This is a genomic window from Faecalibacterium prausnitzii, from assembly GCF_049532945.1.
Classification (GTDB): Bacteria; Bacillota; Clostridia; order Oscillospirales; family Ruminococcaceae; genus Faecalibacterium; species Faecalibacterium prausnitzii_N.
Map to the genome: position 1 here is coordinate 560,921 of NZ_CP186691.1, position 21,650 is coordinate 582,570.

Below are 21,650 nucleotides of genomic sequence, written 5' to 3' on the forward strand. Positions count from 1 at the left end.
ATGGACTTGATCGCTGCGCTGGAAGCCATTATGCACCAGAACACCGCATACTATCAGAGCGATTTTGCCTTTGACATCAAGATACTGCGGGAGGCCGCCCGCAGCGACCAGCCGGAAGATAAGCTGCTGTTGTGGCTGTCCCGGCCTTCTGGAACATTCTGCTTCCGGGAACGGGACGTGCTGCTCAAAGATACCCAAGCCTACAATACATGGAAATTCTGCGGCGAACAGACCCATGACAGGATTCTTGCCTACGCGGTGGAACTGACCGGCACGGCCAATGGAACCGTGCAAGGCAATCTGTATGAACTGGACTATCAGCAGCACTTCCAGCACATCCGGGAAGTCGCCCTGCCCGTGGGTGCCAATCGTCTGATCTACGAAAGCGGGATGCGGGAGATTGGCCCGAAAAAGCATTTCGACAGCCGCCCGGACAAATATTTCGGGGAATTCGTGCGGCATGAAATGCAGCCCCGTGACCCGGAACTTCTGCAAGCGGCCATCCGGCAGGAGCAGCGCAGTCGAGAACCGGCACGGCCCGGTGATTTCAAAGAATATCTTGCGGCACTGCACACTGGGCTGATCGAGGCCGAGGCTCAGCGCATTGCGGCAGACATGAAACGTATGGCTGCTCCCAACAGCCCGGACAAGAATCATTTTATGGTGGAAGTATCGCCCTACTTCACCAAGCTGGCATCCAGCCGGGACACGGATCAGTTGCTTGCCATGCTGCCGTACAAATCCCTGCACCTGTCCAGCGTGAAAGGCCGTTTCGGCATCTACGCGCTGATTGATAAAAACGAGAACCGGGACAAGTGCATTCGCAAGCCCCGCACTTCCATCCGCAAACAGCTTTCCGAAACAAAACAGGCCGCCAGCCCGAAAAAGGAAGCGGCCCGTAGCAAGCAACATGAAATGGAGGTCTGACACATGAATTTCAGCGTAGAAGAAGAAAATTTGATCTGTATGTACCACACTTCTGACCGCCGCCAGACGATGGCACGGATGCTCGCCGTCCTGCCGGATATGGATACCGAAATGCGACGGCTGGCGAATAGCACCCTTGCAAAACTGGAGCGCATGACCGATGCAGATTTTGATGGGCAGAAGTTCGTTTTTGCGGGTGAGTGATACCGCCAGCTTGACAACCACACATTATTTTCAATCAAAGTAATGTGTGGTTGTCAACACAGAAATAGCCGGACACGGTGGCCTTGGGGTTGCTGTGTCCGGCTATTTTTCATGTATCAGTCTTTATCTTTTTTCTCGGTGGGATTTTCCGGCAGTTCGGCGGCATCTTCTACAATGTCGGTCACAAGCTGCTGGAAGTCAAACGCATTCTTTTCTGTGATAACGGGCTTGCCGGTTTCCGCTTCAAGAGCCTGCCGTGCAATGCCGGCCACCTTGCCGCCACGTTTGGCAACCTGCTTGTTTTCTTCAAAGGTCTGTGGCTTTGCAGTTTTGGAAATATCCGTGGTGGAGGCTTCGGCCAGCATGGTCAGCACAAGTTCCAAATCGGTCATGTTGTCCCGGAGATTTTCTTTTGTCAGACCTTTCAGCCGCTTGTACTGCCCCGTGGTCATGCCGGACCATGCGCGGGAGATTTCATCGGTCAGGATGGCGTACTCCTTGCCCTTTTGCACTCCGCGCTTCTTCCATTCGTCTGTCAGTTCGTTTCGGATACGGATTGCCAAAAGCCGCTGGTGAATCCATTCTTCGGAGTAGCCTTTCTTCAAATAGGTATCAAGCGCGCGGTCGATGGCCTGCTCCGGGTCGATGGTTTCCTCGATGCGTTCCTTGCCTACCATTGCCAGCCATGCCTTGAACGGCTCAGCTTTCGGAGATGGGATTGACTGGATGATGCGCAGGAGCTGTTCAGTGTTAGCGACATCCGTTTTGCGCTTTTTGCCGTCAGGAGCGGTCATTTTCAAACCATTACAATTTGTAATGGTTTCATTTCCTTCGTCTTTAAGACGCTTTTTTAGAACGCGCCAATAGTTCTGTGGGTCTGCGCTGTCAGTCAGAACAGCAATCACATCAACGATGGCAAAATACCATTCTTCCTTTTCTGCATCCCATGCAGTGCGGATTTTCTGATCTTCAAAAAGCTGGATAGAGCCGTTATCGTTCACTTCTGCCATAGAGGGTTCCTCGCTTTCGTTGTCTAAGTCTATTTTACATGATTTCGGGCGGAAACGCCACCCGGTCTAAGCGTTTGGGATTCAAAAGTCCGAACAATATTTTGTGCAGATTTACCGTTCCTGCATCTGCTCCTTTCCCGGTGCTGTCCGCAGAATGCCGTCCACATTCTGCTTTATGATGCCATACTCCTGCATCTGGCGTTTGGCATCATTGTACTGCCGCTGCATCTGGTCTTTCTGCTCGGCCAGTTGCTTATACTCGTTTTTCAGGGCGTAGAGGTCGGGTAGCTTTTGAAAGCCCTGCTCTTTTAGAGCTTTCGCCGCTGCTTCATAGAGAATCAAGGTTCCTTCATGCTTACGTCGGAACTGCTTTTTGTCAGCAGCCCGCTGATACTCCTGCAACAGTGGGTGCAGTTCCTTACAGGTGGTTACATCCTTTATCAGCACGGCCATTTCTGCAAGCCGGCGCTCTGCTGCTTTCAATGCGGCGGCAGCTTCGGTGCTGGCGGCGGTGATCTCGGCCACCCGGCTTTCCAAATCCGGGTAACTATCAATTTCATGCTCCGTCAGAAAGTTCAGCGTCCGGGCAGCCTGTTTCAGATTGTGGAGTTTTGCCCACTTCTCATACCCTGCGGACTGCTGGGCCTTGATGCTGTTCTCCAAATCAATCCGCAGCGAAATTTTATGGTTTTCTTTGGGCTTCCGTTCCACGGACCGTCCTTTAATGCGCTCGGTAATAGCTTCCTCGGTATAGGCTTCTCCCAGTGTTTTGCAGCGGGTGAACCGTTCCTGTCCGGGCGCACGGAACGAAACATACTTGCCACGCTTGACCTCGTAGCCCTGCTCCTGCAGGAGCCGCAGAAAATCGTCAAAATCCTTGGCCTGCGGGATGGCTGCATCTATGGCGGCTTTCAGCTTCGCCTTCCAACTCGTGCCCTTGCGGTGCGCGTCCCACTCGGCATAGCTCTTGCCCCTGTCTTGGCCGGGCATTACCACGGACAGGCCATGTTCCTTACACAGCCGGTCACTGGTGCGCCGGATGTAGGCATAGCTCTGCCGGTTAGAAACATATTTGCGCTGATTCACCATGTCCACAGCGCAAAAGATGATGTGGTTGTGGACGTGCCCTTTGTCAATGTGCGTTGTCAGCACATAGGGATATTTTCCTTGCAGCACTTCATCCGCAAGCTGCTGGCCAATCTCGTGGGCCTGCTCCGGCGTGGTTTCGCCCGGCGCAAAAGACTGTATCAGGTGGTGGGCCAGATTGTTGCCTTTCTGCATGGCTTGTGATAGCAGCAGTTCAAATTCGATGTCGGCGGTTTCGTAGGAGCAGGCAAAGGAGGATACCAGCATTTTTTCATCCGTCTTTGCCGGATTCTCGATGTAGTCCAGTGCCTTTTTCAGCGTTGACTTGATAGGATGTATCTTTGTAATTGCCATATCTGCGCCAATGCTCCCTTGATGTCCGCAACGTCTTGTGTGTACAGCGGCCCCATGCTGTTCATCCGCCGCGCGATCTGATTGACGTTGACACCAATCTTTTGCAGTTCGGCGGTTTGCGCCCGGATGTCGGTGGTGTCGATGTGGACAACATAACCATCTATCGCCATCTTTCGCAGATAGGCGGCCATATTCCGGGTTGGTATCAATTTCATTTTTTCTCGAATCAACCTCCGTTCTTCTTCCGTCACATAAAATTTGACCTGCACGGTTCGTTTTCTGCCTTCCATTCGTTTTACTCTCCTTTCCGTTTTGAGGGTTTGGGACACTTCCCAACAAGCTGTTTTGCAGAGCAAAATACGGAAGTGGGTACACACTTCCTATGCTTGCTACCGTAACTCTTTCCTCGTATTCTCCCTCTACTAATACTACAATCCTTAACAAGAGAAATGGCTTAGGCAGAATAAAATAAAAACACAAATTTCATAAAAATAAAGAAATTCACTCAAGCAAAATTCAAATAAAAAGAAGGCGTCTGGTTGGAACAAAAAAGGCCGATTGGAGCGGAAAAGACTTTTCAAGTCTGCTATAATAATTACTGAAAACGCCGAAGGGCGCTTTCAAAAAGTCTACGAGTTAGCACGTCCTAACTAAAAGGAGGAATTTTCAATGTCTGAAGTGAGTACGGACAAAAAACTGAAAGGAAAAGACCTTATTACCATCGGTATCTTTTCCGCAATCTACTTTGTCATCAACTTTGCCTTTATGCTTCTGGGAGGTATTCACCCTGTTCTTTGGATGCTGATGCCTGGCTTTATCGCTGTGTTTGCAGGCATTCCCTTTATGCTGATGGTCGCAAAGGTTCAAAAACCGGGTGCAGTTTTCCTGATGGGGCTTATCACGGCTCTTATCTATTTTGCCACAGGACAATTTACCCTGGTGATCCTGATCTCGATGGCTTCTACTTGCATTTTGGCTGAAGTTGTCCGAATGGTGACTAAGTATAACAGCTTCAAGGGAAATTCGATTGCCTATGTGATTTTTTCTCTGGGGATGGTTGGTTCTCCCCTTCCCATCTGGTTGTTTAAGGCCGATTTCTTGGCACAGATTACAGAACAGGGAATGCCCGCTGATTATGTTGCGGCAGTTGAAGCTCTGTCATCCAATGCAATGCTAATCGTTCTGTTTGTTGCTCCAATCATCGGTGGTATCATCGGCGCATTTATTGCCAGAGGTCTGTTCAAAAAGCACTTTGTAAAGGCAGGAATTGTGTGATGAATGGGGAGGGCAAAAAACATACATTAAGGTTCGATCCACGGACGGAATTGCTTTTGTTGGTGCTGGCAAATATTGTGGCCTTTACCCAGCACTCCGTATGGGTTGAAATTACATGGGTTATTTTTCTGCTCCTGCTGATCGTTGCCTGCGGATGCCAAAAATCCGCAGGCAAACTGGCAATCGCATTTGGAATTTGTCTGGCGCTACAATACTATGTATTTCCAAACGGACCGAAAATTTTAGCCAGCAGCTTCACAATCATTGTATCTTATGCAAGAAAGATTTTCCCTTGTTTGATTGTCGGTACAATGGTATTACAGAAAACGCCCGTCCGGGAATTGATGGTTGCACTTCGGAAATGGCATATCCCGCAGGGATTGATTATTCCTTTGTCTGTAACTGTCCGATATTTTCCGGCTTTAAAAGAAGAAACCGGCTATATCCGGGATGCCATGAAGCTCCGTAATATTCATGGAGTACAAAAAATTGAATGCTTACTGGTGCCTACAATGATCTCTGCCACAACAACAGCGGAAGAATTATCCGCCGCCGCTGTTACGCGGGGGATTGAAAACCCTGCACCAAAGACAAGCATGATTGAAATGAAGCTCGGTGTGCAGGACTTTGTGTGTTTGGCAATAGGCGTTGCTTTTTGCGTAGTTTCCATTATGGTAGGATAAGGAGGTGTTTCCTATGATTGAAATTCAAAATGTATCTTTTGAATATGAGAAATCGCAGGGGACGCTTTCTCATATAGACCTGAACATTCAGCAGGGCGAGTGCATTGTTCTTACTGGTGAATCAGGCTGTGGTAAGACAACCATAACAAAACTTATTAACGGTCTGATTCCTCATTTTGTCGAGGGCGGAACCTTATCTGGTACAACGATTGTAAACGGTATGAATGTAGCTCAAACAGAAATGTACCGTTTGGCAGAACAGGTTGGTTCCGTGTTCCAAAACCCAAAATCGCAGTTCTTCAATATAGATTCTGACAGCGAGATTACTTTTGGTTTGGAAAACGCAGGCGTTGAGCCAAGGAAAATCAAAGAGCGATATGATGCTACGGTTTCTGCTCTGAAAATACAGTCACTGCTGGGCCGTAATATCTTTTCCATGTCTGGCGGAGAAAAACAAAGTCTTGCGTTTGCCTCTGTATATGCCATGAACCCGTCCATTTTTGTATTGGACGAGCCGACGGCAAATCTGGATGCTGACGCGATTGACACCTTACGCCAGCAGATTATCCAGATCAAAAAAGAAGGACGGACGGTTGTTATTGCCGAACACCGCCTATATTTCCTGATGGATCTGATTGACCGGGCAATCTTCATTCAAAAAGGGAAAATCGTTCAGATATTTTCCGGGAACGAGTTTCGCAATCTTTCGGATGAGCAGCGTATCAGGATGGGGCTTAGAAGTCTTGTCCATCCTGTGCTGGAGCTGCCTCCTGCCGATCCGTCAGGAGCGCAGGAAGGCTTATCCGTAGAAAACCTTTCCTGTGCCTTTGATAAGCAGCCGGTATTCAGCGGTCTTGGCTTTTCTGCAAAACGAGGCGAAGTGTTGGGAATTGTCGGTCATAACGGCGCAGGAAAAACGACGATGACACGCTGCCTGTGCGGGCTTTTGAAAGAAGTGAATGGAACCGTCCGGCTGGACGGGCAAACACTGAAAGCAAAACAGCGCAATAAGGCCAGCTTCTGTGTGATGCAGGATGTGAACCATCAGCTTTTTTCAGACAGCGTATGGAACGAATGTGAACTGGCGCAGCCGGATTGTCCGCCGGAGCGGATTGAAGAAATTCTCAGGTCTTTTGATTTGCTGGATTTCAAAGACCGCCATCCGATGGCCCTGTCAGGAGGTCAGAAACAGCGCCTTGCGGTGGCAACCGCTATTCTCTCCGACAAAGATGTGCTTGTCTTTGACGAGCCGACCAGTGGGCTTGACTATCATCGTATGCTGGAAGTGAGCGACATGATCCGCAAGTTGAATGATGAAAATAAAATTATCATCATTGTTTCCCATGATTTTGAGTTTTTGGGCCGGACTTGTGATAAAATATTTAATATGGAGGGATGCTCCAAAGAAAGGAGGTAGCGTCTATGCCGGAACTGCTCCAAGAAATGTATTACGGTCCCAATGTTCAAAACTTGATCGAGTCAGATGATTGCAAGGTAATGCGTTTAAGCGATAACTCCGGTGAAGGCATGATGACGCTCTATCATGTCTTTCCCGGTGTATTTCTCATGTATAATGATTTCCACATGAAGGAGTGCATTTCGGGCTTCCAGACAGATATGGACCTGCTCTGCATAGATCACTGCCGGGAAGGACGCATTGAGCAGGAAGTCGGCCAGAATGCCTTTAGCTATTTAGAGGCTGGCGATCTTCGGGTGGATCGCCGCATCCATCATTCGGGCAAGGTGGAGTTTCCCCTTTGCCACTACCACGGTATTTCCATTGGCTTTCAGGTGGAAACCGCGGCAAAAGAAATTCCAGCCTATATGAAGGGCTTTTCTGTTGACCTTTACGAATTACAAAATAAATATTGCAGTGACCGTACACCTTATGTCATTCCAGGAGAACCGGCCATTGAGCATATTTTTTCCGAACTTTACAATGTGCCGGTCAAAATCAAAAAAGACTATTTCAAGATCAAAGTGCTGGAACTGCTTCTATATCTGGATGCGTTAGAGCTGTCGGGACATACAGAGGAACGTCCATATTTCTATAAGAGTCAGGTCGAAAAAATTAAGGCAATTCAATCACTTTTAACACAAGATTTGACAAAGAACTACACGCTGGAAGAACTCTCCGCAAAGTTTGATATTGCATTGACACCGATGAAAAATTGCTTTAAGTCTGTTTATGGCAGTCCGATTTTTACATACATGAGGAACTACCGAATGAACTATGCAGCGGCTTTGCTGAAATCAGATAAGTCGTTGAAGGTGGCTGATGTTGCTGGTCTTGTAGGATATGACAGTCCCAGCAAATTTACCGCTGCTTTTCATCAGACGATGGGAAAAACGCCATTGGAATATCGGAAATCAATTATCTGATTGGCACAGAAAAGGCCGCGTGGAGCGGAAGAAAAAACTGAATCATGATAAATTAAGGATGGTTAGTAGGACTTAGCCATCCTTTTTTCTTTACTGACCGAATAGAACGAAAGAGGTGAATTACTATGAAACAACAAAAAAAGAGTTGGGTCAAAACTCTACTTTCCTTTGCAGAACCCTGCAAGGGAAAGATGATCCTCTCGGTTTTATGCGCTATTTTTAGTGTCGCTGGTGGATTTATTCCGTTTTGGGCAGTTTATAAAATTCTGCTTCTGTTTATCAACCGTACTGCCACAGGAAACGATATTCTGTTATGGTGCTTGGTTGGCGTAGGCGGGTACCTGATCCGTGTGCTTTGTTTTGGTATCTCCACAATTTTGGCGCACATATCCGCGTATACGATACTGGAAGGTATTCGTCTAAAAATTGCAAATCGTCTAATGAAAGCCCCGCTTGGCGAGGTAATGAGACGGAGAATCGGTTATCTGAAAAACATCATCATGGATAAGGTAGAGGACTTAGAGCCGCCCTTGGCGCATGTAATTCCAGAACTGACTTCTAATCTGCTCCTGCCGCTGGCTATTTTCGTCTGGATGCTAGCAATAGACTGGCGTATGGGACTTTCGATTTTGATTGCTCCTGCGTTGGCTATGATTCCGATGTTCTTCCTTATGAAAAATTATAACAGCCAGTATGCAGCCTACATGGAGGCAAATAACCATGTCAACAACATTATTATCGAGTATGTAGAGGGCATTGAGGTTGTTAAGGCGTTCAACCAAAGTACCAGTTCCTACGAAAAGTTTGTAGGCGCTGTGAAGTCCTTTAAGGATTTTACTCTCAACTGGTTCAAAAGCACATGGAAAACCATGAATTTAATGATGGCGATTATGCCGACTACCTTGCTTGGGGTACTCCCTGTTGGTTTGCTGCTGGTGCGTGGTGAAAGTATTACTCCCGCTGAACTTGCAATGGGAATTATCCTCTCACTTAGTATTGTGGGGCCACTGATGAAAGCTACGACCTTTATCAACGAAGCAAAATCTATGGAGTATGCGGTTGAAGCAGCAAATGAGCTTTTGAATCTTCCAAATTTGCCGGATTCCGGGGAATTTGTTCCAATCAATCATACCGATATTGTCTTGCAGGATGTGTCCTTTTCTTATGACGGTACAACACAAAATGAAGTGTTGCATGGTATCAGCTTAAATATGCCACAGGGGAGTTTCACTGCACTGGTCGGACCGTCTGGAGGAGGAAAATCAACGGTGGCTCGCCTGATTGCACGGTTTTGGGATGTAACTGGTGGCAGCATCTCCATTGGCGGCAAAAATATAAAAGAGCTTTCAATTCACCAGCTTTCTGAATTGGTCAGCTTCGTGACACAGGACAATTTCCTGTTCAACTGCTCGCTCAAAGAGAACATCCGCCTGGGTAATCCAAATGCTACGGATGAGGAAGTATATGCCGCCGCAAAAGCGGCTTGCTGCGATGATTTCATTGCTCGGCTGGAAAAAGGATATGATACCCCTGCCGGTGATGCCGGCAAGCGGCTATCTGGCGGAGAAAAGCAACGAATTGCTATTGCGAGAGCAATCTTGAAAAATGCGCCTATTGTGATTTTGGATGAGGCAACTGCCTTCACTGACCCGCAGAATGAAGATAAAATCCAGAAATCCATCATGGCCCTTTCCAAAGGAAAGACCCTGCTGGTGATTGCACATCGTCTGTCTACCATTCAAAACGCAGATCAGATTGTTGTTCTGAAAAAAGGGCAGATTGTTGACTGCGGAAAGCAGGGGGAACTCTTGGAACGCTGCCCGCTTTATGCAGATATGTGGCAGGCGCATATTGGCGCAAAGAACTGGTCTGTGGGCGAGAAAAAGGAGGTGGCTGGTAATGTTTAAGTCAATGAAACGCATCATTCGATGGGCTGGCAAGTACAGAGGTCGTCTTTATCTTGGCTCTGTATTCTCTTTTTTCAGTAGTTTATCTACAGCCATCCCGACAATGGCTGCTGCTTATGCGCTGGATAAATCTATTCAGGCATATTGGGCGCATACCACAATTGACGCTTCTTTGATCTGGAAAATGCTGTGGATTATTGTTGGCTCTATTGCATTGAATTTCCTGTTTTCTTATCTACGGGCGATTTTGCAGGAAAGTATCGGCTATGAAGTGGCCGCTGGCCAGCGCATTCATTTGGGCGATGTACTGAAACGGGTTCCCCTTGGGTACTTTTCACAGAACAGTGTCGGTGACATTCTGGCCGGAGTTACCACGGAATTATCTACTTTGGAATTACAGGGCATGAAAATGGTGGATGTCATCATCAACGGTTATGCAAAATTTATTGCCATCGTTTTATGCCTGATCTTCTTCAGCCCTGTTGCGGCGGTTATTTCCATTGTCGGCGTTGCTCTTTCGGCGCTGGCTTTGCAGGGGATTAGCAGACACAGTGAAAAAACCGCTGCAACAACCCATAAAGCAATGGAAGATATGTCCGGCGCAGCGATTGAATACATCCGGGGGCTTTCCATTGTGAAGTCCTTTGGACAGGAAGGTGCTTCTATTGAGAATTTTCGTAATGCCAGTAAGGAATTGAAAGATATTCACATCAAGGTAGAAAAGGGCTATACACCATATAACTGCCTACACCTGTTTGTGTTGAAGCTGGCATCTATGGGGATCGTCTTGGTATGCGCGTGGCAAGCATTGCAAGGGCAAATGAGTATATCTGTTTTTCTGATGTTTGTTCTTTTCTCCTTTGTTCTTTTTGGCAGCGTGGAAAATATCAATGATGCTGCGCACACTCTTGGGGTTATTGATTCTGCCATGAACAAGTTGGAAGCATTAGAGAATGTAAACTATATCGACCAGGATGGCACCGATATAAAACCGGCAACCTATGATATTGAGTTTAGGGATGTTTGTTTCGGATATGACAGCCGGATTGTTCTGCATGACCTGAACTTCAAAATTCCGCAAAATAGCACAACGGCCATCGTGGGGCCATCTGGCAGCGGAAAATCTACGCTGTGTAACCTGATTGCCCGTTTCTATGATGTGAACAGCGGAACGATTACCATTGGTGGAACGGATATTCGCCGATTTACCTGCGATAGCTTGCTAAAAAATATCAGTATGGTTTTTCAGAATGTCTATTTGTTCCGGGATACCATCAAGAATAACATTAAATTCGGCAGCCCGGACGCTACGGATGAACAGATTATCGCCGCCGCAAAAGCAGCCCGCTGCCACGACTTCATAATGGCTTTGCCGGACGGTTATGACACAGTGATTGGTGAAGGGGGTTCTTCGCTTTCCGGCGGTGAAAAGCAAAGAATTTCTATCGCCAGGGCGATGCTCAAGGATGCTCCCATTGTTATCTTGGATGAGGCAACCGCAAGTATTGATCCAGAGAATGAGCATTTGATCCAAGAAGCGATTTCTGCTCTAACACACGGTAAAACTATTATTACGATTGCCCATCGTCTGGCCACGATTGAGAACGCCGACCAAATCCTTGTGATTGATGGCGGAACTGTGGCTCAGAGGGGTACGCATAAGGAACTGCTGCAACAGGAAGGGACTTATAAAAAGTTCATCCAGATCCGCGAACAAGCCGAAGGCTGGCGAATACAGTAAGGGAGGTCTTGATGAAACTTCATGCGTCCGGGGAGGACTACCTGGAAACCATCCTTGTTCTCCAAAAGAAACGCGGTATGGTGCGCTCCGTAGATGTGGCCCGGCACATGGAGGTGTCAAAGCCCAGCGTGTGCCATGCAGTGGCTACCTTGCGGGACGGCGGCTTTCTTATGATGGACGAAGATCACTTTCTCCATCTGACCGATGTGGGCCGGGAAGTGGCGGAGCAGATCTACGAAAAGCACCGCTTCTTTACCGACCGGCTGATCGAGGCCGGCGTAGACCCGGTAACGGCGGAAAAGGACGCCTGCCGGATGGAGCATGTCATCAGCCAGGAATCCTTCGAGCGTCTGCGCGATGCCTATAAAACCAAAAAGGAATGATCCGCCCGCATAGCAAACGGGTAAAACAGTAACGCGGCCGGGCACATCGAACCCGGCCGCGTTATTCGTCTTTTTGAAATGCTTCCGCCTGTTTGCAAAGCGCAATATATTTTTCAATTTCCGCCTCACTTTTCCCGGCAAAGAAGTCTACAACTGTTTTTGAAACCGTCTGATTTACCATGTCTGGAAAAATGGCAGCATCCACGCTGATATTTAACTCTTTGGCGACAAGAGCCACCGTTTCAAATTTGGGGTTACTCTGGCAGGTTTCCAAATCTATGATTGTACGGGCGTTCATATTGAGCCGTTCAGCCAATTTTCTCTGTGTCAAATGCTGCCGCTTACGTTCTGACCGCACTTTCCATGCAAACAAGTCAAGAGGATTGTTCACTATACATCACCTCTACCTCATTGTAGGGTGTGCTATCGCTCATATAAATAACCATACAACTCACATTGTGTGAGTTATAGCTCATAATTTGAAGCAAAGAGCTATATGGATAAGAGTATCAAAATAAAGGAGCACAAAATAAAATGGGGCTTACCGCCCACTCGAAAAGCCCTAACACCAATTAAAAAAATATTCAAATAACCTAGGGGCGAGCCATACTCATAGAAGTGAGTTATGGCTCGCTTTTTATATACTTCACTTCACATCCGATAAAGCCCCGCATTTTTACAACCTACGATTGGGTATCGGATGCCGTTCTCCGCCTCGTTTTGCTCCGGCCTATAAACCCGAACAGAACGAAAGGAACAATTCTATGAACGGCAGGAAAAATTTTCATATCAATCTTAAAAATCAGCCAAATGAACCCGTTGGTGAACGAGTAGTGAGCGAAAGGGGAAGAAAAGAGCTGCCTCCCAGCACGAGGGGAGGTGAAAACTTGAAACCAAACCGCTACTACGAACACAAGCAGCACGCCTTTGACAGCTACTGCAAAAAGGTGTTGAAATGCGAGGCATGTAACGGCTATCGGCAGATCAGCCGTCATCAAAAACGTTTTGCATCTTTGGAAGAACTGTCCAAGGCAGACGTGGCCCAGCTTGCAGTTTACGATCGTTACTCATGGGAGTATACGGCTTTTCCCGTGGGAAATGCTGTTGTGCTAATCGAGAACGACCGATTGGCCACAGCACTTCTACGGCTGTCACCAAAAGACCGGGAAATTTTTATGATGCACTGGTTTCTATGGATGACAGACGAACAGATAGCAAAGTGCATGGGCATGGCCAGAAGAACGGTCAATACTCGCAGGTATAAAGCCTATCGGCTGCTGAAAAAGCTGATGGGAGGTGAAGCGGATGACTAAATCTGCGCACACACGGGCATCGCTGCTTCCTTACCCGATAATCGCTGCCGCTGTTGCAGGAGACGCCGAAGCAGTGAGCCGGGTAGTCCGGCATTATTCTAGCTACATTGCTGCACTGTCAACTCGGACGAGCTATGGCTCTGACGGCTATCCTCGTCTGCAAGTTGATGAAGAACTGCGCAATCGTCTGGAAGCAAAACTGATAATTGCTATCCTTGATTTTGACTTGACCTGATTCAACGTAGGCATCGTGTGCTGTTCCCCTTTCCATACGATGCCTTTTCTAGTTCTTTGACAAAGAAAGCCCGCAGGACAATGGCGGTGCATTATAGGGCAAACGGATACGTTGCTGTCTGTATCGAGCCGGACGGCGGGTGCGCCACGATGCTTTTCTTTGAAAAGTGGAGCGATCACCACCACGCCGCAATGCAAGCGCGGCTGCTTGCGGGCTATGACATACAGGCAGGCTGATACTCCCTTACCGTCAAAGTCCGAGCGTTCAGAGCGTCGCAGGCAATGAGTAGGGCTGCATGAGGAATGCAGGGGTGAGATTCCCGTGGGCTGCTGCCAGCAGCCGTCCGTTGGCTCATTTTTTGATTTTTAAGAAAGGGGATTTTTACGATGCAAGCGAAAAAGACAAACCCTGAAAAAACAAAAAATCCAGAGATGCTTACTCTGGATTCAACTTATCGTATTGGCAATCGCTCCTTTATCGTTGAGCCGGTGTTCAAAGAAGAAAGTTCCCAGACCTTAGGAGAAGTTCTTCTCCGGCTGATGAAATCCGAAAGCGAAAAATTATAATGACCTTTCGGGAGGCAGCGGACAGAGAAAGCGGATTGTGTTATAATATAGGTGTACAAGTGAATTTGCTATTCGACTGTCCCAAGAAAGGAGCGAGTATGAAACAGTCGAGTAACAAGAAATCCCGTGAAGCAACCGCTTTTCTCTATGAGCGTCTTTCCCGTGATGATAATTTGGAGGGCGAGAGTTACAGCATCGGCAACCAAAAGAAACTGCTCACCAAAGTTGCAAAGGAAAAAGGCTATACCAATCTGGTTCACTTTCTGGATGATGGCATTTCCGGCGTGACCATGAACCGTCCCGGTTTCGTTGAAATGATGCAGCAGCTCGAACAAGGGAAAGCCTCCGCTGTGTTCGTCAAAGACCTTTCCCGTCTGGGCCGAAACTATATTGAGGTCGGACGGCTGACAGAAGAATTTTTCCCGGACCATGACATCCGACTTGTTGCCGTTTCGGACAACATCGACACGGCCGAGGGAGAAAATGAACTGGCACCCATCCGAAACCTGTTCAATGAGTGGTATGCCCGCGACATCAGCAAGAAACGCCGTATCAGTAATAAAATCAAAGGCAACTCTGGCGAACCGATGGGACTTCCTCCCTATGGGTATATCAAGGACCCGAACAATCCCAAGCATTGGGTCGTTGATGAAGAAGCTGCACAAGTTGTCCGGCGCATTTTTGATATGACGTTGGAGGGCTTTGGCACGGAACAGATTGCCACCCAGTTTGAAAAGGAAGGCATCCTGACGCCGCAGGCCTACTGGATTCAGAAAGGCATCGGCCGTCCCGGAAAGACCAAGACGCGCCCCGCCACCAAGTGGAATGGCTCCACGATTACCCATCTTCTGTACCAGCAGGAGTATTGTGGTGATGTTCTGAACTTCAAAACCTACTCCAAGTCCTACAAGAATAAGAAGCGGATTCATAACGACCCGGAAAATTGGGTTGTGTTCCAAAATATTCACGAGCCAATTATTGAACGTGCCGTGTTTGAGCAGGTACAGCAGAAGCGCGGAAAAATGCGCAAACGCCGTACCAACAACGGAGAACACAATATGTTCTCTGGCTTGCTTGTCTGCGCAGACTGCGGCTGCAATCTGCATTTCCACTTCAATCAGGGCAACCCGGAAATCAAGTATTTCAACTGCTCCAACTACAAGGGCAACCGTGGCACCTGCCAATCCACCCACTACATCAGGGTAGACTTTCTGGAAGAAGTGGTGCTGGGCGAGATTCGGCGGCTGACCAAGTTTGCCAGCCTCTATGAGGACGACTTTTTGAAGGCTATTATCGGGCACTCCCAGCAGGCGGACGAAGCCGACCGCAAGCTGAAAGAGAAAGAGTTGAAAGCACTCCTTGCCCGTGATGAAGAACTGGACGGCCTTTTTGAGCGCATCTATGAGGACAATGTTTCCGGCAAAATCTCTGACGAACGCTTTTCCAGAATGTCCCGGAGATATGAGGACGAACAAAAGGAGCTGACCGAGAAAATCAAACAGCTCCGCTCCGAAATCGAAAAGCAGAGCAGCCGTACTATGACAACGGATATGTTCATCAGTCTGGTTCGCAAGTACACCAGAGCAAAAAAGCTGACACCCCGGATGCTGAATGAACTGGTTGAAAAAATCGAAGTGTTCAATGCAGAAAAGGTCAACGGTGTGTGGGAGCAGCGGCTCCGCATTCACTACAACTGCGTGGGCACCATCGAGATTCCAAGCGCACTTCCTTTGCCGACACCCGATGTGTCGGTGAATACAAGAAAAGGCGTAGTTGTGAACTACGCCCCCTGTGATGTCGCTATTTAGCAAATAAAAAATGACGAATGCTCTTTGACAGCTAAATGCTGTAAGAACATTCGTCATGGTGCGATGGAAGGGACTCGAACCCCCGGCCTACTGATTCGTAGCGCACGCCGGGCGATTCCCTCAATTTTTGGAAGTTACGTTTTAACGTCAATTCTTTGCGAAGCATCGCAGGTTTTGAGCTTCGAGTTTCTGCACCCTTTGTCTGATTTTGCAACGATTTGCACCCTTTGCACGTTTTGAAACCGTGCAAAAACCGTGCAGAAACCGTGCACTTACTCCCGGACAAACTAAAAACCACTTCATCCGACAACGACTTGACGGCATTGGTTCGCGTGACTGCACCCCAAAAATCAAGTCTTGGAGGATACGACTATGACGAAATTGCTTTCCTGCCGCTACAACATGGACACCAACCGGGTGGAAGCCCGGTTCGAGGATGGCACCACTCTTGCCATCGACTGCATCGCCGTGGAGGACGAGTACGGCAATACCCCGGCACAGCGGGCAGAACTGGACTGGCTGCTCTATAATAAGCCACTAGAGTATGCCCAGATGGTGCTGAAAGGGGAGATGGAGCACTACCTGTCGCTGGGGTGTGACCACGGCAGGCTGGAGGATTGAGCCACAGAAAACGCGCGGTAAAACCGCTAATCGCGCGGCGCGCGTTTTTATTGCCGGCTTTTATTCAGGCAACATTGCACGCGTGCATTCCAGCGTGCGATTCCGCCTTTCCAAAATTCAATCGTATTACAGTTTATTTTTACAAGTTCTCACCTTCACGCCGCATCTTCCCACACATGAAGAATGCACGCCGTGCGATTTTTGATCGCGGTTTATTCGCGGTCAGCCGGATTTATTCGCGCTTTGTTCGCGCGATTGCGCGTTTTCAGCGCAAATTCAGCGTAAACCATACCAAGTCAGCGTATTTTCAGCGTAAATCCTGAAATGTCAGCGTAAAACGCTCCTTTAGTGTAAGACTCAGCGCAAATCCTACCGACAATGCCCGTCTATCTATCCAGAAAACCTCGTAGGCAAGCATCTTGCGTTTTCTTTCGATTCATTTTCTGATTCTCAAGAATTTTTATTATCCAGTTGATCTTTCTGTGATTTCGGGTGTATAATCAAGACACATCGATTTCTTACTCACTTTGTAACCGCTACACAGGAGGTTCAACATGAATTCTGAAATGCTTGGCCTTAGCTATCTTTAGGTCGTATGGAAGCAAGTCTACATCGATTTCAAAAAGTGCTGTACATATGAAGAAGAAGTTTTTTCTCACTTCATGAAAACACTGTTTATTCCTTATATTAAATCCAAATATAACGAGGTGAATCAAAATGAACGCAAAGCTGAAAACAGATGCACTTGACCTTACCTCTCTGCTCAATGGGCTGGTGTTTTTCTCCCCAGTCTCTCTACTGGTACGAACCACTGCAGGAATCTCTCTCAGCCAATTCTTCATTTTGCAAGCAATTATGGCTACTATGGTCCTCCTCACAGAGATTCCTCTCGGAAAGCTGACCGATCGCATTGGCTATAAATCCACGTTGGTACTATACCAGATCGCGCTGCTCATTTCGAGAACCTGCCTCTTGCTGGCTCATGTAAGCTGCAATTATAGTCTGTTTATTTTACAGGCTATCCTCGAAGGCACAGCGGCTTCCTTTTCTTCTGGGACGCAGAGCGGCTATATTTATATTATGTTTTCAAAGGAACATTACGCTGAAAAATCTGCACATGTCGCCAATTATGGAACTGTCGGATTTTTTGCCAGTACCCTAGCTTATGCGGTCCTGTACACGCTGATTGGCATCAAGGGTCTGCTTCTGGCAACGATTGCCGCAAACCTTGTTGCTGTCTTTACCTCTTTAAAAATCCCCAAGGAAACAGTGCAGCCCAGAAGTGAAACGCGCCAAAAGAAAAACATTCCCTATCCGCAGTTGTTTCAGCAGAAAAAGATATGGATGCTTCTAATGATTTTGGCAGCTTTGAACATTGGCCGCATTCTGATCAATTTCTTCTATGCGGAGAAGCTGCAGTTGTGCGGGATCAATGAAACCTGGCTCGCCGCAATTATTATGGGTTATTCTGCAATTCAGTTGCTGTCCGAACGGATTCTCGCCCGTACCAAGCCTGAACACTATAATCAAATGATGGCACTGTTTTTCATTCTGAGTGGAATAGCCCTTGGTGTGTTGGGCTTGGTCAATGTGCCGGTTTGGACTATCCTATTTATGCTGATCCTTCCGCTTTTTTTGGATATTCCATCCTATCTGCTGGGAGAAGTCCAAAACAGCATTGTAGATGCTGCCGGCAGGGAAGACAATCGCGCCGAGCTGCTTTCCGTCTTCAACATGGGCGTCAATGTTACTGAAATTTTTTATCTGTTTGGCTCATCACTACTGGTGAGCGCCGGGTCAACGGCTTGTTTTGTCATCCTCGGTGCTTTTATGACCGTAGTTGGAATTGGCATCTGTCTTTCTGTGAAGAGCGCATGGTTGCTTTCACTTCAAGAAAAAAAGAACGGCAACTAATTTTAGTCTACAATATCAAGAGGGCTTATATATGATGTCTGGATACATCTCCGATTGCCTAGGAGAAAATTTCAGTTGTATTCAACCCAAGCCAATATTACCTCAAAAATTCAATTGGGATGTCTTCATGGCCACACTGATTCCTACTGAAGGGTGTAATTTTCAGTGTTCATACTGCCACAAAAACCACCCGGCAGCCAGTATGACCCGTGACACACTGGATCAGATCGAAGAGTATATCACTGCGCAGGCCCCACGGCATAAGCAGGTTGTGCTTGCATGGCTTGGAGGCGAACCGATCCTTTGCAAAGACACTGTATTGGAAGTCTCTGAAATGATTCAGAACTTGCAGAAACAGCATGGCTTTCAGTATACTGCCAAGATGACCACCAATGGTTATCTGCTGGACGAAAAGCTGTTCCGTCAGTTTTGTCAGGCAGGAATTACCAGCTACCAAATTACACTTGATGGTTGGAACCATGACAAGACTCGGCCCCATGTATCTGGCAAAGGAACCCTGCGGACCATCATTGACAATCTGGTCGCTCTTTCCAAGTTGCCCCCGGAAGAGTACTCCTTCCATATCACGCTACGCCGTAATCTTCTGGCCGGCGATGAGGACTACAGTTGGTACGATTACCTTTACCGTTTGTTTGGACAGGATAAACGCTTCGATGTACTTGTTTGTGCAGTTGGTGACTGGGGCGGCAAAGGCTCCACGATCTGTCACCCCTTCACCAGGATACTCAAGAGGTGTTGGTTGCGAAGCATATTGCATATCTGGATAAAATCGGGATGCTGCGTTATAATCAAATGTACTGTGTCTCCCGTCCAAATCGTCTTGTATTCTGGCCCGACGGGAAAATTGGAAAATGTACTGCGGCTCTTAACCGTCCTCAACCCCAGTTAGAATGAAGCCGTTCAAAAAAGACGGTATGATCGATCCAGAAGTTCAGCATCTTTAGATGTCTTCTGCCCTGAAACCTGATTGCTGTGGCAACCAGAATGTTTTGGTGATAAGCGCAAAGCTCAGTTCGATCATGTGTACGAGTTGACGCCCGCATCTGCTATTGCCTGAAGCCGGGAGGCAACGCGATAGCCGGAAGAATCCAAAGAAACCGCGCCGGGGTTTCGTGGCACACGACTTTGGTTACAAAGTCTAGTGTGTTACACCTTGGTTCCGGCTGATGCGGAAAAGGGGCTGCGAAAGGCTCCGGCAAGCACCTGTTCTGCGGCAGAAGGATGCGCGGATGGGCGTGGCAGTTGACGGTCTCTGCCCACCCAGCGCAGGCTTTCAGAGGAACCAATGGTGTACGTTCTCCCGTCCTGCCGCAGCAGCGTTTTTCCCCTATAAGCCGCAAGGTAAATAATCAACGTCTGTGCTTGCCCCGGTTTCCCGCTAGTGTCCCCGGTTTCAGCATTGCCGTTTTATAAAGGATCTTCTTTATCAGCTTTCTTTCATCCTCTGTCAGCTTATCGTAGTTGATGCCGATTGCCTTCAATGCCGTTCGGATCTTCTTTTCATCCGCAGACCCTTCAAGTTTCTGTGCATCCTCCAGTTCCTTCATCAAGTTATCGACCATCGCACCATCCGAAGTGGTCTTGTCCTTGCGGTGTTCCGTCTTGATGTTCTTCAGGATAGCTACCAACTCGTCATACAAGACCCGACCAAAGTACTCATCTTCATCGATCTGCCCCAGCTTCAAGGTGCTCATGTATAGATCGTTTTCATCTGCTGCATACTTCTTTTTCAGCATTTGCCGGGTCGCTTCCAGACCAGCATTGAGGTTTTGAATGTTTGCGCTGACATATCCATCCACATAGATTTCCAGATCGGTCATGAACCGCCGAAAATTCTCATGCACGATCAGTTCACACAGCAGCCGATGATTGAATTTTCCATTCCTTAATACGTCCACTGCGCCGTCGCTCAGATGCAAGTCCGAAAGGACTGCATCTGGGCGTTTTTTGTTTTCCGTCACACCCAGCAGGTAGTCCGTGGTCACACCATAAAACTCAGCCAGCGTTATCACCGCATAAATACTGAGGTCGGTCACATCGTCGCTTTCGTATTTCGACAATGCCGATTTGGACAGACCCGTCTGTTCTGCCAGCGTTTCCAACTTCAGATTCCGCTCCACACGCAGGTCTTTGAGCCGTTCTCCCAGTGTCAGCTTGATGTTCATGGTCGCACCTCCGATGTTTTTTGCACAGTATACCACTTCCGGCGGTTCCTGTCCATAAGCGTGGAATTTTGCAGTTTCTACACCTGTTTTCCGACATTATGGATATACGGCACAGCGGCCATTGCGGTGCTATCCTATAGACAGAAAGAAAACATATTAACTCCCCAGCAGCGAACATATTAAGGGCTTCCCGCGAAAGCCCTCTGAAATATCTTTCATAACAGAACCTTGACAACAGAATGACCGTCCGAACTGCCCAGACCGCCAAGACCTCCCATCGGGGGAGCGAGCGCCCTGCATGGGGCCGACACAGAGTCCAAAAAGATTTCCTGTCGGAAGGCAGCAAGGGAGACCGGCTTTGAACGTGGCAGGGATCAAATTGATCCGTGCCAAAACCTTTGACCAAAGGAGAAATTTTGAGTTTATATCAAAAGATTAAGTCCGCCATCACCATTCGGCAGGTGGGAGAGATGTACGGCATGGAGCCCGACCGCCATGGCATGGTGTGCTGTCCGTTCCATTCTGACAGCGACCCCAGCATGAAGCTGAACGACACCTATTATTATTGCTTTGGCTGTGGAGCCAATGGAGATGCCATCGACCTCACCGCCAAGCTGTTTGACCTGAACCCCCGGCAAGCCGCCGAGAAGCTGATACACGACTTCGGGCTTGACCCGGACAAGCCGCCCGCCAATGCCATCGCCCTGCTGCCGCCCAAGCGTGGCCTGACAGATGAGCAGTGGGCAGACATCGCCTACTGCCTGCGGGTGCTGACCGATTATCTTGACCTGCTGCACGACTGGCAGGAGCGCTACAAGCCCGCCACCCCGGAGGAGCCGCATGACCCACGGTTTGAAGAAGCCCTCCACACGACCGAGACCATCGAGCACCTGACGGACTGCGTTGCTTTTGGGACGCCCCAGCAGAAGGCCGCTGCCGCCGCACAGCTGCTGTCCGGGTCGTACCTGCTGATGCTGGAGGAGCGCACCGACCGCCTTGCTCTGGCAAAGTGCGCCTAATAATTTATTCACCCGAAGTGGTGGGTCTCACGGTGA

General features: G+C 48.2%; 23 protein-coding genes. 18 read left to right on the plus strand and 5 right to left on the minus strand.

Features of this window, described 5'->3' with window-relative positions; genetic code table 11:
- Together ACNQFG_RS02795 and ACNQFG_RS02800 are read left to right on the plus strand one after the other, a co-directional pair.
- The gene (locus ACNQFG_RS02795; RefSeq protein ID WP_423406541.1) at positions 1–927 is read left to right on the plus strand and encodes a hypothetical protein; all 927 of its coding nucleotides are present in this window, start codon (positions 1–3) and stop codon (positions 925–927) included.
- A 3-nt stretch (positions 928–930) separates the two neighbouring features.
- The gene (locus tag ACNQFG_RS02800; RefSeq protein ID WP_423405902.1) at positions 931–1,131 is read left to right on the plus strand and encodes a transposon-transfer assisting family protein; all 201 of its coding nucleotides are present in this window, start codon (positions 931–933) and stop codon (positions 1,129–1,131) included.
- Between the two features lie 116 nt (positions 1,132–1,247).
- On the opposite strand, the gene ACNQFG_RS02805 is transcribed toward ACNQFG_RS02800, so the two are convergent.
- The 3 genes from ACNQFG_RS02805 to ACNQFG_RS02815 all read right to left on the minus strand — a co-directional run bounded on the left by ACNQFG_RS02805 (position 1,248) and on the right by ACNQFG_RS02815 (position 3,871).
- Positions 1,248–2,141, minus strand: coding sequence for a BRO-N domain-containing protein (locus ACNQFG_RS02805; protein WP_008982743.1), 894 nt, complete (start codon positions 2,139–2,141; stop codon positions 1,248–1,250).
- 111 nt (positions 2,142–2,252) lie between these two features.
- Positions 2,253–3,581, minus strand: a complete 1,329-nt coding sequence (locus tag ACNQFG_RS02810; RefSeq protein WP_177672881.1) for a relaxase/mobilization nuclease domain-containing protein — start codon at positions 3,579–3,581, stop codon at positions 2,253–2,255.
- Positions 3,542–3,871 (minus strand): plasmid mobilization protein, encoded by a 330-nt coding sequence (locus ACNQFG_RS02815; protein ID WP_423405903.1) that lies wholly within the window; start codon positions 3,869–3,871, stop codon positions 3,542–3,544. The genes ACNQFG_RS02810 and ACNQFG_RS02815 overlap by 40 nt, the downstream gene beginning before the upstream one ends.
- A 379-nt stretch (positions 3,872–4,250) precedes the next feature.
- Between ACNQFG_RS02815 and ACNQFG_RS02820 the strand changes: the two genes are divergently transcribed.
- From ACNQFG_RS02820 to ACNQFG_RS02850, 7 genes are all read left to right on the plus strand, one after another.
- On the plus strand, positions 4,251–4,856 hold the full coding sequence (locus tag ACNQFG_RS02820) for an MptD family putative ECF transporter S component (RefSeq protein WP_005938453.1): 606 nt from the start codon (positions 4,251–4,253) through the stop codon (positions 4,854–4,856).
- Positions 4,856–5,539 (plus strand): energy-coupling factor transporter transmembrane component T, encoded by a 684-nt coding sequence (locus ACNQFG_RS02825; protein ID WP_423406542.1) that lies wholly within the window; start codon positions 4,856–4,858, stop codon positions 5,537–5,539. The genes ACNQFG_RS02820 and ACNQFG_RS02825 overlap by 1 nt, the downstream gene beginning before the upstream one ends.
- Positions 5,540–5,552: 13 nt before the next feature.
- On the plus strand, positions 5,553–6,956 hold the full coding sequence (locus ACNQFG_RS02830) for an ABC transporter ATP-binding protein (protein WP_423405904.1): 1,404 nt from the start codon (positions 5,553–5,555) through the stop codon (positions 6,954–6,956).
- Between the two features lie 5 nt (positions 6,957–6,961).
- Positions 6,962–7,921: a helix-turn-helix domain-containing protein gene (locus tag ACNQFG_RS02835; RefSeq protein WP_008982739.1), complete on the plus strand. Its 960-nt coding sequence runs from the start codon at positions 6,962–6,964 to the stop codon at positions 7,919–7,921.
- 125 nt (positions 7,922–8,046) lie between these two features.
- Positions 8,047–9,828 (plus strand): ABC transporter ATP-binding protein, encoded by a 1,782-nt coding sequence (locus ACNQFG_RS02840; RefSeq protein ID WP_008982738.1) that lies wholly within the window; start codon positions 8,047–8,049, stop codon positions 9,826–9,828.
- Complete coding sequence (locus tag ACNQFG_RS02845; protein ID WP_020990049.1) at positions 9,821–11,569, plus strand: ABC transporter ATP-binding protein; 1,749 nt, start codon at positions 9,821–9,823, stop codon at positions 11,567–11,569. Before ACNQFG_RS02840 ends, ACNQFG_RS02845 begins: the two co-directional genes overlap by 8 nt.
- An 11-nt stretch (positions 11,570–11,580) precedes the next feature.
- Complete coding sequence (locus ACNQFG_RS02850; protein WP_008982736.1) at positions 11,581–11,952, plus strand: metal-dependent transcriptional regulator; 372 nt, start codon at positions 11,581–11,583, stop codon at positions 11,950–11,952.
- Positions 11,953–12,013: 61 nt separating this feature from the next.
- On the opposite strand, the gene ACNQFG_RS02855 is transcribed toward ACNQFG_RS02850, so the two are convergent.
- Complete coding sequence (locus ACNQFG_RS02855; RefSeq protein WP_020990050.1) at positions 12,014–12,343, minus strand: helix-turn-helix domain-containing protein; 330 nt, start codon at positions 12,341–12,343, stop codon at positions 12,014–12,016.
- Between the two features lie 373 nt (positions 12,344–12,716).
- Between ACNQFG_RS02855 and ACNQFG_RS02860 the strand changes: the two genes are divergently transcribed.
- The 8 genes from ACNQFG_RS02860 (at position 12,717) to ACNQFG_RS02895 (ending at position 19,319) form a co-directional block, all read left to right on the plus strand.
- A complete protein-coding gene (locus tag ACNQFG_RS02860) occupies positions 12,717–13,265 on the plus strand; it encodes an RNA polymerase sigma factor (protein WP_423405905.1) in 549 nt (182 codons plus the stop codon).
- Complete coding sequence (locus tag ACNQFG_RS02865) at positions 13,258–13,500, plus strand: helix-turn-helix domain-containing protein (RefSeq protein ID WP_020990051.1); 243 nt, start codon at positions 13,258–13,260, stop codon at positions 13,498–13,500. The genes ACNQFG_RS02860 and ACNQFG_RS02865 overlap by 8 nt, the downstream gene beginning before the upstream one ends.
- 386 nt (positions 13,501–13,886) lie before the next feature.
- The gene (locus ACNQFG_RS02870) at positions 13,887–14,066 is read left to right on the plus strand and encodes a hypothetical protein (RefSeq protein ID WP_005927535.1); all 180 of its coding nucleotides are present in this window, start codon (positions 13,887–13,889) and stop codon (positions 14,064–14,066) included.
- Between the two features lie 98 nt (positions 14,067–14,164).
- On the plus strand, positions 14,165–15,874 hold the full coding sequence (locus ACNQFG_RS02875; RefSeq protein WP_423405906.1) for a DUF4368 domain-containing protein: 1,710 nt from the start codon (positions 14,165–14,167) through the stop codon (positions 15,872–15,874).
- Between the two features lie 372 nt (positions 15,875–16,246).
- Positions 16,247–16,495, plus strand: coding sequence for a DUF6061 family protein (locus ACNQFG_RS02880; protein ID WP_178513315.1), 249 nt, complete (start codon positions 16,247–16,249; stop codon positions 16,493–16,495).
- On the plus strand, positions 16,492–16,818 hold the full coding sequence (locus ACNQFG_RS02885) for a hypothetical protein (protein ID WP_178513311.1): 327 nt from the start codon (positions 16,492–16,494) through the stop codon (positions 16,816–16,818). Before ACNQFG_RS02880 ends, ACNQFG_RS02885 begins: the two co-directional genes overlap by 4 nt.
- Before the next feature lie 394 nt (positions 16,819–17,212).
- A complete protein-coding gene (locus tag ACNQFG_RS02890) occupies positions 17,213–18,409 on the plus strand; it encodes an MFS transporter (protein WP_097778984.1) in 1,197 nt (398 codons plus the stop codon).
- Positions 18,410–18,440: 31 nt separating this feature from the next.
- The gene (locus ACNQFG_RS02895) at positions 18,441–19,319 is read left to right on the plus strand and encodes a radical SAM protein (RefSeq protein ID WP_423405907.1); all 879 of its coding nucleotides are present in this window, start codon (positions 18,441–18,443) and stop codon (positions 19,317–19,319) included.
- A gap of 460 nt (positions 19,320–19,779) precedes the next feature.
- On the opposite strand, the gene ACNQFG_RS02900 is transcribed toward ACNQFG_RS02895, so the two are convergent.
- Positions 19,780–20,595: a helix-turn-helix domain-containing protein gene (locus ACNQFG_RS02900; RefSeq protein ID WP_423405908.1), complete on the minus strand. Its 816-nt coding sequence runs from the start codon at positions 20,593–20,595 to the stop codon at positions 19,780–19,782.
- Positions 20,596–21,011: 416 nt separating this feature from the next.
- Here ACNQFG_RS02900 and ACNQFG_RS02905 point away from each other — a divergent pair, with 416 nt between their 5' ends.
- The gene (locus ACNQFG_RS02905) at positions 21,012–21,614 is read left to right on the plus strand and encodes a CHC2 zinc finger domain-containing protein (protein WP_423405909.1); all 603 of its coding nucleotides are present in this window, start codon (positions 21,012–21,014) and stop codon (positions 21,612–21,614) included.
- The last annotated feature ends 36 nt before the right edge of the window (positions 21,615–21,650 follow it).

Bases quoted from the DNA above. Each gene is read 5' to 3' on its own strand.
- ACNQFG_RS02840 (WP_008982738.1), top strand. From the start codon at position 8,047: ATGAAACAACAAAAAAAGAGTTGGGTCAAAACTCTACTTTCCTTTGCA.
- ACNQFG_RS02810 (WP_177672881.1), bottom strand. From the start codon at position 3,581: ATGGCAATTACAAAGATACATCCTATCAAGTCAACGCTGAAAAAGGCA.
- ACNQFG_RS02850 (WP_008982736.1), top strand. From the start codon at position 11,581: ATGAAACTTCATGCGTCCGGGGAGGACTACCTGGAAACCATCCTTGTT.
- ACNQFG_RS02865 (WP_020990051.1), top strand. From the start codon at position 13,258: ATGACTAAATCTGCGCACACACGGGCATCGCTGCTTCCTTACCCGATA.
- ACNQFG_RS02835 (WP_008982739.1), top strand. From the start codon at position 6,962: ATGCCGGAACTGCTCCAAGAAATGTATTACGGTCCCAATGTTCAAAAC.
- ACNQFG_RS02875 (WP_423405906.1), top strand. From the start codon at position 14,165: ATGAAACAGTCGAGTAACAAGAAATCCCGTGAAGCAACCGCTTTTCTC.
- ACNQFG_RS02880 (WP_178513315.1), top strand. From the start codon at position 16,247: ATGACGAAATTGCTTTCCTGCCGCTACAACATGGACACCAACCGGGTG.
- ACNQFG_RS02845 (WP_020990049.1), top strand. From the start codon at position 9,821: ATGTTTAAGTCAATGAAACGCATCATTCGATGGGCTGGCAAGTACAGA.
- ACNQFG_RS02795 (WP_423406541.1), top strand. From the start codon at position 1: ATGGACTTGATCGCTGCGCTGGAAGCCATTATGCACCAGAACACCGCA.
- ACNQFG_RS02895 (WP_423405907.1), top strand. From the start codon at position 18,441: ATGATGTCTGGATACATCTCCGATTGCCTAGGAGAAAATTTCAGTTGT.
- ACNQFG_RS02815 (WP_423405903.1), bottom strand. From the start codon at position 3,871: ATGGAAGGCAGAAAACGAACCGTGCAGGTCAAATTTTATGTGACGGAA.
- ACNQFG_RS02860 (WP_423405905.1), top strand. From the start codon at position 12,717: ATGAACGGCAGGAAAAATTTTCATATCAATCTTAAAAATCAGCCAAAT.
- ACNQFG_RS02900 (WP_423405908.1), bottom strand. From the start codon at position 20,595: ATGAACATCAAGCTGACACTGGGAGAACGGCTCAAAGACCTGCGTGTG.
- ACNQFG_RS02890 (WP_097778984.1), top strand. From the start codon at position 17,213: ATGAACGCAAAGCTGAAAACAGATGCACTTGACCTTACCTCTCTGCTC.
- ACNQFG_RS02870 (WP_005927535.1), top strand. From the start codon at position 13,887: ATGCAAGCGAAAAAGACAAACCCTGAAAAAACAAAAAATCCAGAGATG.
- ACNQFG_RS02805 (WP_008982743.1), bottom strand. From the start codon at position 2,141: ATGGCAGAAGTGAACGATAACGGCTCTATCCAGCTTTTTGAAGATCAG.
- ACNQFG_RS02800 (WP_423405902.1), top strand. From the start codon at position 931: ATGAATTTCAGCGTAGAAGAAGAAAATTTGATCTGTATGTACCACACT.
- ACNQFG_RS02820 (WP_005938453.1), top strand. From the start codon at position 4,251: ATGTCTGAAGTGAGTACGGACAAAAAACTGAAAGGAAAAGACCTTATT.
- ACNQFG_RS02830 (WP_423405904.1), top strand. From the start codon at position 5,553: ATGATTGAAATTCAAAATGTATCTTTTGAATATGAGAAATCGCAGGGG.
- ACNQFG_RS02825 (WP_423406542.1), top strand. From the start codon at position 4,856: ATGAATGGGGAGGGCAAAAAACATACATTAAGGTTCGATCCACGGACG.